The sequence below is a fragment of the Lysinibacillus sp. NPDC093688 genome, from assembly GCF_050280145.1.
GTDB classification, from domain to species: domain Bacteria; phylum Bacillota; class Bacilli; order Bacillales_A; family Planococcaceae; genus Lysinibacillus; species Lysinibacillus xylanilyticus_B.
The window spans coordinates 1-7,389 of the sequence record NZ_JBNNUX010000080.1 but is presented as its reverse complement, the minus strand read 5'-3'; the positions used below and the strand labels follow the sequence as shown (position 1 = coordinate 7,389).

Annotated in this window: 5 protein-coding genes; 3 read left to right on the top strand and 2 right to left on the bottom strand. The window is 38.3% G+C overall.

Annotation, left to right across the window (positions count from 1 at the left end; genetic code table 11):
* Positions 1 to 192: 192 nt before the first annotated feature.
* From ACQKN2_RS24830 to ACQKN2_RS24820, 3 genes are all read left to right on the top strand, one after another.
* Entirely contained in the window at positions 193 to 1,551 is a 1,359-nt protein-coding gene (locus ACQKN2_RS24830) for an acetamidase/formamidase family protein (RefSeq protein WP_427417300.1), read from the top strand.
* 212 nt (positions 1,552 to 1,763) lie between these two features.
* Entirely contained in the window at positions 1,764 to 2,318 is a 555-nt protein-coding gene (locus ACQKN2_RS24825) for an HPP family protein (RefSeq protein ID WP_427417299.1), read from the top strand.
* Positions 2,319 to 2,876: 558 nt separating this feature from the next.
* Positions 2,877 to 4,352: a hypothetical protein gene (locus ACQKN2_RS24820; protein WP_427417298.1), complete on the top strand. Its 1,476-nt coding sequence runs from the start codon at positions 2,877 to 2,879 to the stop codon at positions 4,350 to 4,352.
* A 118-nt stretch (positions 4,353 to 4,470) separates the two neighbouring features.
* On the opposite strand, the gene ACQKN2_RS24815 is transcribed toward ACQKN2_RS24820, so the two are convergent.
* Together ACQKN2_RS24815 and ACQKN2_RS24810 are read right to left on the bottom strand one after the other, a co-directional pair.
* A complete protein-coding gene (locus tag ACQKN2_RS24815; protein ID WP_427417297.1) occupies positions 4,471 to 5,655 on the bottom strand; it encodes a CaiB/BaiF CoA transferase family protein in 1,185 nt (394 codons plus the stop codon).
* A 520-nt stretch (positions 5,656 to 6,175) separates the two neighbouring features.
* Positions 6,176 to 7,087, bottom strand: coding sequence for a CAP-associated domain-containing protein (locus tag ACQKN2_RS24810; RefSeq protein ID WP_427417296.1), 912 nt, complete (start codon positions 7,085 to 7,087; stop codon positions 6,176 to 6,178).
* Between the last annotated feature and the right edge of the window lie 302 nt (positions 7,088 to 7,389).

Genomic DNA, 7,389 nt, shown 5'->3' with positions numbered 1-7,389 from the left:
ATCCATGCGATAACGACTAACTGACCTGCATCGGTAAAAACGCCACGTCCTGTGGCATTACCGAAATGACCGACATCGTGTCGGCCCTCGTGCAGCCCTAAGTACAAAGCCGATTCCGGACGCAATTATGCCGAGGCATAATTGATCAAAAATCAATATACATAAAATAAAAACTAGGGGCGTGACGAAAAAATGATAAACGAATTGCATGTACTAGAAAAAGAAGAAATACAAAATGAAGATCTTGTACAGCAGCCGCAAGCCGTCGAAACATTATTCGTAAATGAGTTCATAGATGGTATTTTAGATCCACAACAGAAAATGCTTGGACCTGTCAAAGATGGTGGAACAATCATTGCTAATACGACACCAGGCTGTTGGGGCCCGATGCTAACACCCACGATTCGTGGTGGACATGAAGTAACAAAGCCTGTATTTGTAGAAGGTGCAGAGGTAGGAGACGCCATTGTTATCAAGATTAAATCACTACAGGTAACATCTGTAGCAACAGCATCTGGGCACGATGAGGTAATTGTAGATCGATTCATTGGGGATCCATTCGTATCAGTAAAATGCCCAGGCTGTGGTAAGCTTCATCCTAATACAGTTGTCAAAGGGATAGGACGGCAGGCTATTCGCTGTTCGACATGTGATACTGAAACATCACCCTTTAACATGACGAATGGCTATACTATGGCGTTAGATCATAAGGGTAATATTGGTGTTACTGTTGGGCGAGAAGGAGCTCGACGTATTGCACTTGATGCGAAAAATTATATGCGTACACCTGAAAATTCTGTGCAAAATCCTGTGGTTGCGTTAGCACCAAGTGATTTGATTGGTGTTATGGCAAGAATGCGCCCGTTTTTAGGGCAGCTTGGAACGACACCTTCAAAGGCAATGCCAGACTCCCACAATGCTGGCGATTTTGGTTCGTTTTTAATCGGTGCACCCCATGAATATTCATTTACGCAGTCGGAATTAGATACACACCGTACAGATGGCCATATGGATATTAGTCGTGTTCGTGAGGGGGCAACCATTATTTGCCCAGTAAAGGTTCCAGGTGGCGGTGTGTATATTGGTGATATGCACGCAATGCAAGGGGACGGTGAAATTGCGGGACATACAACGGATGTTGCTGGTATAGTTCAGCTTCAGGTAAGTGTATTGAAAAAAGTAGCTTTGGATGGCCCTATTTTATTGCCAAATACAGAGGATTTACCTTATACGGCTAAACCTTTTACAAAGGAAGAGAAACGTCGTGCCCGTGAGCTTGCAGAGGAATTTGGCGTTAAGCAAGTGGAGGACGCATTCCCTGTATCAGTTGTTGGCTCAGGAACATCGTTAAATGAAGCAACAACTAATGCTATCAGCCGCGCTGCAAGGCTTTTTGAGATGAGCGAGCCAGAGGTTATGAATCGAGCGACAATTACAGGATCGATTGAAATTGGTCGTCATCCAGGCGTCGTAACCGCAACCTTCCAAGTACCTAAAACAGTACTGAAAAAAGCACGAATTTATAAACCAGTGAAAAAACAATATGATTAAATGCATATCGAAAAAAAGCAAACTAGAAAATTTCATAGTTTGCTTTTTTGCTATAGGGCGAAAAACAACTGAGTTAGATACTATTAAAAATGTGTCTAAAATTCGACATTTAGAAATTGAATTCTATTTAGTAGTGTTATAATAGAACAAGCTTAGATTATACAAAAAATCGAAAGATTCTATAGAAATTTGGATAGAAAAGAAGGTGACTTATGGCTGATTTCGTACGTTTGGAGGGCAAGAGAGAAAAAACGAGCCCTATTAAAACATACATATCCAAGATGAAAGGTGAGGGACATGCTCCTTCACGAACAAATTTTGCTGATGCTATAACAGGTGCAATCGGTGGATTAATATGTATTTCCGTATTGCTTTGGTTGACGAACTATACAGGGGCTCCATGGTTAATGGCGTCACTTGGTGGGAGCTGTGTACTCGTGTTTGTCGTTTGGAATGCGCCGTTATCCCAACCTCGAAATATTATTGGAGGTCATTTAATTTCAGCCTTTGTCGGCTTGATCATGTATTCGCTGCTAGGGACGAGCATTGTCTCCATTAGCATTGGCGTAGGTTTAACCATTTTTTTTATGGCCCTATTAGGAATCATTCATCCCCCTGCAGGAGCAAATCCGATTATTATTATTTTAGGAGGCTATGGATGGAGCTATCTAGTAATGCCCGTTCTTATTGGTGCTCTCATTATCGTATTTTTTGGTCTTATGATAAATAATCTACGTGAAACGCGAAAGTATCCTTTATTTTGGTGAGGAATAAATTCTAGCAAGTGGGGGAGTTTCGTTTTTGGGGCAGATAAACATTGTTGTGCGTTTTCGATGCAGAAACATCCCTCAAAAATTTGACCTGGCCCCTGCCGCTCTGCATTCGTAACTATTTTATTGGTCGCTCGTCTACTGTTGTGAAAATTAATTTTTCCTGATTGTATTGGTGAATGATGCATAGCTTTCTTTAGTTGTGCGAACTATGGCGCTAGCTTTGATAGAGCTAATGTTAAAAGGGGCTACCAACTTATGAGTGATTGTCCAATGAGCTCATTTGCCGTTTTTCTTTTAAACCGCAAACTGAATTTTTTAAGCCATCTATGAGGTATTTACCCTTTATAGATGGCTTTTTTTATGCTGCTGTAGCTGAAGTTGTCGATTTTGCACGAATACTTTTGTTGTCTTCTTTTATGCATATTACGATTTTTTAGCATATGATGGATAAGATTTGTTATATTGAAGAAAGAGTGTTAAAAAATTTGGCAAGTATTCTACAGAATAGGGGAAGATCGTTGTTGGTTGAATTTGATGGGGGGCTCCAGTTGCATGCTGTTGGATTGTGATGAGCAGTTATTCATGACATATAAAAAAAGTGGTGAAAAGGGTGCTGAAAAATTACTGTCAAAATGGTTAGAGGCAGAGAGTGATTCACCGGCAGACCCGAAAATTCTAGGTACTGCACTTTCACCGAAATTATTTTTAGTGAATGAGGAAGCTGCGATGAATATTGCGTTTTCAACTGCGCGAAAATATTGGGGTCGTGTAACGATAGAGATGCAAACTTTTTTTACCAAGTATGGTTTGGATACTGAATTTGTGAATGAACGTCTCAATGCTTTTTTTTATACGCAAAAAGGCAAGGAGACCTTTTTTGATCAGCTTTTTGCACAGCATACAATGGACTTAGAGCGATTAATCTGGCTAATTTTCGGGAAGCGAATGCAAATTACAATGCCAGTCAACGAACTACAAACTATATTTTTATATAAATTTGAAGATGAATATTTAGTGCATATGATTTATAAAGAAGATGCTCAATTTTGGCATTGGCTTTTCATGAAAAAAGTTTATTCACTGTTTATCCACAAACCATTAGAACAATTCACATTTATTCATGAAATGATGGGTCATATTGAACAATCCACAAGAAAAGTTTGTGGATATGTGGATAACTTTGTGAATAATTACAGAGGAACTCTGGATAAGTGTATAACTCACGTGGATAACTATAATGCTACTTGTTTAGCAAAAAAGCAGTTACATCTTTACCAAATTGTAACGCATTATCGTCTATCTGAAGGAGAGTATTCATGCGTTAAAACTCTAATTACTTCCTTTGAAGCGGATTGGCGTTATTCGATGTATGCATTAACAGAGAAAGAAAAAGTTCTGATTGCCTATCTTCTGTTTCATATAGCGCACAAGGAGAAGAATCCTGAAACTGTTATTCACTACGGTGAGTACTTATTAGAAGATGAACGACTTAATAATTACGCGATAGAGATTTTGTTGGAATATAAGGAGTTATTGCCGAATCGCAAGCCAACGCCTCCTGCCATTATAAAAAATTATGAACTAAATTTTTTAGAAAACTTGTATGCAGTATTACTCGATCAGTATGTAAAAATGGAGCGTTATCAAGAGGGGCTTCAGCTTTTAAAGGACCATGTACTAGCATCCAATAAAAAAATACATGCTGCTTTAGTACAGAACAACTATAGTAATGAACAATTTATTGCGATTGAAGCGTCAGTTCAGCAGGATATTGCTCTACATGTTAATAATTCATTACAGCATATTGGCTTGTCTGTGGAAGAGTGGCGCCAACATTATCGTCAGCCAGAAATACCTTACTCTTTGGTGGCACAGAGCGCATCCTTGCATATGCTCAATATTTTAAAGGTGTTATTTGTAACGGAGCAGTACGAGCTTTTTGAAAAATTAATGGAAATATATAAAAAATATTTACTCATTGACGATCATTTCGAAAAGTTACGTGTCTTTATAAGTGCATATGTTTAACTGCTTTCAGCCGATTCCGGACACAATTATGCAGAGGCATAATTGATTAGAAATACAAAAAGTGTCTAATGTGTGTGTTAAATGCAGCATTAGACACTCTTTTAATTTTGTGCGGATATTATTCTAAAACTCCTTTGTCCTGTAAGTCTGCAATTTGCTCGACACTATAGCCAAGTGAAGACAACACTTCCTCGTTATGCTCTCCAAGCTTAGCACCGACATGTTTGTATTGCGGTTGAACACCATCAAACTTAAACGCAGATGCAATTTGTTTTTGCGTAGTACCGTCGCTTTTGGGAATATCAACAATCATGTTACGAGCTTTGAGTTGAGGATGCTCGCATGCTTCTGGAAACGTTAATACTGGTTCGACACATCCCTCGAAATCCTCGTTAAACACTTCAAGCAATTCTTCGTAAGTTTTTGATAAGAATGCATCATGGACGGCTTCTTTAAAACGAATTTGTGTATAGTATGAATCATTAAAAGTATTATCAATGAGCTCGGGAATATCAAGCGCTTCACAAAGCAATTTGCGGAATTGAGGCTCAAGACTTCCTACCGAGAAAAATCGACCATCCTTTGTTTTGTAAAAGTCATAGTAGCTGCCACCGTTTAAAATTTCTTGCTCGGGCTGAGGCACGCGACCACCGCCAATATAGGCAGATCCATACATAGCATTGAGCGAAAATACAGCATCGGTCATACTTATATCAATGTATTGTCCTTCACCTGTTTTTTCACGATGTAAAGCAGCAGCGAGTACTCCAATTGCCGCATGCATCGTGCCTCCAGCAATATCAGCGAGCTGAACACCCATGGAGACAGGTTTTTTATCTTTATGGCGTGAATAATCGAGTAAGCCAGCTAATGATAAATAGTTATTGTCATGTCCTGGCCGATTGCTAAATGGTCCGGTTTGTCCATAGCCTGTAATGGCACAATATATAACCTTAGGATTTACTTCTTTTAGAGCTTCGTAGCCAATGCCAAGCCGTTGCATGACACCAGGTCGAAATCCTTCGATAATTATGTCGTACTCTTTAACGAGTGACTTCACAATTTCTATAGCTTCAGGCGATTTTAAATTTAATGTTAATGACTTTTTAGAGCGATTCAAATGTTGATGAATATACGCCTCATGATCATCGTCGTAAGGAGGCATAATACGCGTTAAATCTACGCGCTTTGAGGATTCAACGTGAATAACCTCTGCGCCTAAATCAGCAAATATCATTGTCGCCATTGGCCCCGGTAGTAATGCAGAAAAATCGAGAATTTTTAACCCCTTTAAAATACCCAAATCTCCCAACCCCTTTTTGTGTAGGCTACATTGTCATCCATTCAAGAATGCATTGTAGCGCTTTTCTCATAATCCCCATTTTGTGAAAAGCATTTATTATCACTGTATTAATACAGGATGGATGTAAATTATCAGTATTATAACAGAAGAATTGATGGCTTGACTATGTTAAATTTTATTATAAAATAATTAGTCAAAAAATTATATGTCAGAATAACAAAAAAAGTAAAAAAATTTAGAAAATAGAATTGCCGCTATAACGAGGAGATGATTTCGTTCCCAATTGATGCTTGGGGCAGAGGTGTTTTCTGTACGAAAGCGAAGCGACAGCAACAAATGTTTTTTTCTGTGCGAAAGCGAAGCGACAGCAACAAATATTTTCTGTGGTTACAGAAGACTCTTAGTTGAATATTCCAGATAACGGTTATTATAAGAGTGCAAAAAATCTCTATGCAATAGATTTCTGCATAGAGATTTTTTGTGTATATATTGGTCATGAAGATTAACTTCACCATTCAAACTACTTAGAATAAAAGTTAACCGTATAATAGGGTGCACCGTTATCTTTAAAGCAAACACCAACAAAAATATGTGTAAACTCTTGCCTTAAAATATTGATACGATGTCCTTTTGAATTCATCAGTGCTTCATGGGCAAAAATACTATTGTGCTGACCTTGTGCTATATTTTCGCCATACCAATAGTAATTAACTCCACCAGCAGTGAGGCGGTCGTTGGAATGATTACCTTTATGATCTTCATGACTAAAAAATTGATGTGTGATCATATTGTTACTATGCTGTCGAGCAATAGGATTAGATTCTTTGTCATAAATGAGTGGTTGCAAACCTTCTATAACTCGCTCATGGTTAATAAGGTCAACCATTAAATCTTCAAGTCCTGTTCGTAGTTCGTTGGAAGGCTTACTATAATAACCACGTTTACTTAATTCTGTTTTGGCATTAATCCAAATGATAGAACGAACAATATTGTTTTTGTGTAAATCATAGAAAAAAGTAACATAGTAATCATCAATGAAATAGGTCGCGTGTGTAGTATTACCTTCACAATCGTTGTAATCGAGCAAATAGCTTGTATTTTCATAGTGAATGGCTTTAAGCGGAAGACCGTATTTTGTATTTACATCTATTCGATTAGCACCGATACGAATGCCAAATACGCTATGCCCAGTATGTGTTTCATATCCTCCAACCTCGTTAGAATTATGTTTTCCTACGAGGGAAAATGCGGAATAGTCCGTCGCTACTCGATGCCATTTCATTTTATAGTCACTTTGAAAGCTGGATAGTGACAAAGCTTTTTGTGTCTTTGTTACATTCGAACGGGCTGACTTATTTGGATTGAAAGAAGTATTTGTCCATAGAGCCATACTAAAACCAAGCATTATTGGAGCTGCTTTACGTAACAACATATTAAAAACCTCTTCTTAAAATAAATTTATAATAAAAATCTATCGAATTAATAAAAGATTTATAGATATAAATTACTATATTTTTGTTCTATTAACGATGCTAAAATTATGGAACTTTCTCTACTATATGGCTCGCTATCATAACGTAGGGTTGATTTCCGTTCCGACTGGGCGCTTTCCTGGGGGCGTCCGATGAGCCGCTTCGCTTCGCTCCAGGGTCTCGGGCCAACACGATGTTGGTCACGAAGGCGTTATCACAGGATGTGATGCTTTTAGCCTTCGTTCCTCTATTGCTAATCCCC

Coding starts and splice junctions, on each gene's coding strand:
- ACQKN2_RS24830 (WP_427417300.1), top strand. CDS start 193: ATGATAAACGAATTGCATGTACTAGAAAAAGAAGAAATACAAAATGAA.
- ACQKN2_RS24820 (WP_427417298.1), top strand. CDS start 2,877: ATGCTGTTGGATTGTGATGAGCAGTTATTCATGACATATAAAAAAAGT.
- ACQKN2_RS24810 (WP_427417296.1), bottom strand. CDS start 7,087: ATGTTGTTACGTAAAGCAGCTCCAATAATGCTTGGTTTTAGTATGGCT.
- ACQKN2_RS24825 (WP_427417299.1), top strand. CDS start 1,764: ATGGCTGATTTCGTACGTTTGGAGGGCAAGAGAGAAAAAACGAGCCCT.